The organism is Sphingorhabdus sp. (genome assembly GCF_046292425.1).
Classification (GTDB): domain Bacteria; phylum Pseudomonadota; class Alphaproteobacteria; order Sphingomonadales; family Sphingomonadaceae; genus Sphingorhabdus_B.
This window is the reverse complement of the sequence record NZ_JBKBQV010000090.1, coordinates 1-2862: the sequence shown is the minus strand read 5'-3', so window position 1 is coordinate 2862 and position 2862 is coordinate 1. Positions and strand designations below refer to the sequence as shown.

Here is a 2862-nt window from a genome sequence, read left to right as displayed (position 1 = left end):
TTGGATTCCAAAATGTGGGTCGCGGAAGCCTGCAGCGGAGCACGAGTTTCGTTTTTATACCCGCAGTCCGCGATGCGTCTGCTGATAGTGTTGACGCAAAGGGTGCAGTCGTCGCGCGCCTCATGGAGCTTGTCGTGCGCAGCGCGGTCCAAAAACGACCGGACTTCCGCGAATTCCAGGAGCGCTCAACAGCCGAATACCAACAGCTGGTCAGCCCGGAGCGAATGCCCGAACTTGGCGGTCTTGCCGATAGCCTAACTGGCACTCTTCGCGATTTCTATTCTGAAGCGGGGGTCGCGCTTCGATGGCAGCCAGCTAACAATTTCAACGTGCCCCTCCCAAACGCGGACGTTCTTCTGGATGAAGACGGATTTGAAGGCCCTGTTGATCGCAAGGGCCATGGCTTGCAGAGAGCGTTCGTAGTGACCTTGTTGCAGCATTTGGCACGTGCAAGTTCCGCTGATAGCCAAGAGCACATCACTCAAACGATAAATGAGGTGGGCGAAGCGGTGATCGAGGCTGCGCCCTACGTTTTGCCTGGCATCATTCTCGCGGTTGAAGAGCCGGAACTCTACCAACACCCAACGAAACAGAGGCATTTCGCAAACGTACTCCGCCGCCTGAGCGATGGGACATTGCCGGGTGTGGCGACGCAAACCCAGGTGATCTTCGCATCACACTCCTCGCTATTCGTTTCCGTAGAGCGTTTCGACGAACTCCGCCTAGCGCGCCGCTGCATCAGCGCCGATGGGGAAAATCGCGAATGCCGTATCCAAGCCACTGGCTTCGATCCCATAATCGCGAGGTTGGCACATTCACGCCAAGAGCCATTGGGCAACTACACCGTTCATGGCCTTCGGAGCCGCCTCCATGTGATCGATCCCGAAGTTGCGGAAGGCTTCTTTGCTGAAGTCGCGGTGATAGTTGAGGGCGTCAGCGACCGCGCCGCGCTTTCCGCTGCGGCTCATGTCATGAACATTGACCTTGAAGGTATGGGCATCGCGTTGCTCAACGCTGAAGGCAAGACCAAGATCGACAAGCCCGCAGCCATCTTTACCGAGCTCGGAATACCGACCTACGTGGTCTTCGATTGCGACCAATCAAAGCCGGCGGAAGTCCCGAACAACCACGCCATCCAACGGATTCTCGGTGTGCAACAGCTGTTTGACGCAGAAACGAGAGTGACAGAAAACTACGCCTGCTTTTGCGAAAAGTCGGAGCAGGTGCTCGCTGAAGAGCTAACGCAAGAAGTGTTTGAGGCAGCGATTGTCCAGGCGCAGGAGCGGTTTGGAATACGGCGCAAAGAGGCGATTAAGAACCCCGCCGCTATGTCCTATGTTCTGTCTCAAGCCGCCGAGGCGGGGCACCGCAGCGGGACTTTGGAGGCGATAGTGAAAGCGATCGTGGCTATGCGGAGCTAAGGGTGCGTCGGGCTGCGCATCCCGAGTTCAGAGGATCTCAATTTCCTCAAATTATTGCGATGCCGACGCAAAGCCACCAGGTGCTTCTAACGCTTCATGGAGTTCGGGCCAGTTAATAACTAAGCCGACACCAACCCTGAAGCCCTTTCGAACAATCCCTAGCCCTCTTAGGACCGCTAGTTCAGCTTGGAAGGGTTTACGTGCCACGCCGCCACGTGCGCTGACTTTGCGCATAACTCGCAAGCGATCGACGAGCTCCTTTTCCAGCCAAATCAAGTAGGCTGACGAATCGAAGATGAGTTGATTTCCGTTTTTGTGCGTGAACCGGAGCGGATCTGAGCTGAAAGCCTCATCAGACAGTTTGTACACGTAATGTAAAAACGCGCCGAGCCCGCCCTCCGTCAGGGCAGCATTCACAAATATCGACAGGGGCACGCCGGTGTTTGCGTCACCTGTTCTCTCGCAAGCGTCCACAAAACGGTATCCGGCGTCAGTAAGCCGCCCCTCTTGGTCAACGAATCCCAGATGTTCCACGCCAGAGTCTACATCTTCGCGATATGAGTGCGCACGGCTGAAATAGTTCCTTACCAATACCTCATTGGCTTCAGCAACGGTTGTCTGGCCGGAGTTTATTTCCAGGACGAGTTTGTTTCTTACTGAGTTCGACTTTCCCGCAAAAAAGTACTTGAATGCCCCGTTATCTGACCGCCTTATTTTTGCGGCCCGACTGTTAGGAGTAAGAATTCCGTTCTGCAGCTGCCACCCGGCAATGTTGTCGTTGAACAGTATGTATTTGAACCAAAAATATCTCCAGGCTCGATCCGGCATAGAATCGCCCATGGCGTTACTCAGGTAGCGAATTGGATCAACGCCGGGACGCGCGGATTGGATAGCGACTGCCAAATCGTTAGTTATCTGCACATCGACAGCGGGCGTTTCGTCGCCACTGAATAGCTTTACGGCTTGTAGATACCGAAAAAACGCGTCCGGATCTGTGCTGCCTTCTCGAACATGAGCCCACTGGGTTTCTGTCACCTGTGGAGGCATGGGAGCAGCTATCGCGGGAGCCGCATCCACAGCTAAGGCCCGAGCCTGGATTAATCGGCCCGCAAACGGTGATGTTTTAGTTAGATCAGGAGGCCGATATCCATAAACGCCGATCGCTAGATTCTTGCTTGTTAAGTCGAGTACATCTCGGACATAATCGCCCGCCCCAGTGAAGCCGTTATAGTTTTGGGGTATCACAATCACCGCACCAGCATACCCCTTACGCAGATATGCATGCGCTTGTCCGATAGCGGTTAGAACACCATGCAAACCCTCATTGGGCCGTTTGAATTCAAGAGCTATGCTGTAAGCACGTGCGTTTGCTCCGCTAATATTGGTCTGGATGACACCGTCTGCGTGCGGCCATGAGTGCCTTCCTTCTCTCGCCGCGTAG

2 protein-coding genes are annotated in these 2862 nt (G+C 54.7%); one reads left to right on the top strand and one right to left on the bottom strand.

Translation table 11 applies throughout. The annotated features are described in order from the left end of the window. The coding region (locus ACK4S7_RS12985) for an ATP-dependent nuclease (protein WP_409647644.1) at window positions 1-1421 on the top strand (1421 nt) is incomplete at its 5' end. Between the two features lie 51 nt (window positions 1422-1472). On the opposite strand, the gene ACK4S7_RS12980 is transcribed toward ACK4S7_RS12985, so the two are convergent. Then, the coding region (locus ACK4S7_RS12980) for a hypothetical protein (RefSeq protein ID WP_409647641.1) at window positions 1473-2862 on the bottom strand (1390 nt) is incomplete at its 5' end.